Here is a 213-nt window from a genome sequence, read left to right as displayed (position 1 = left end):
GTGCACATGTCGGTGAAGCGGACTTCCTCGCTGCGCGGTACGGCGACGACGGCACGGCCCGCCGACTCGGAGAAGAGGAAGGTGAACGCATCCAGGGCGCCGGGCACGACGAGCCGGGCACCGGTCCCGCCGCGCAGGCAGGACTCGACGAGGGCCTGGATCAGGCCGCCGTCGGACAGGTCGTGGGCGGCGTCGATCATGCCGTCGCGGGAG

Annotated in this window: 1 protein-coding gene; it reads right to left on the bottom strand. The window is 72.3% G+C overall.

What is annotated here, in order from left to right; all coding sequences use genetic code 11:
- The coding region (locus IG62_RS42890; protein WP_037840514.1) for an AIR synthase-related protein at positions 1 to 213 on the bottom strand (213 nt) is incomplete at both ends.

Source organism: Streptomyces sp. NRRL S-337, from assembly GCF_000720175.1.
Lineage (GTDB): Bacteria > Actinomycetota > Actinomycetes > Streptomycetales > Streptomycetaceae > Streptomyces > Streptomyces siderophoricus.
Note: the sequence above shows the minus strand (reverse complement) of the source record. Positions and strands in the feature narration are given on the sequence as shown.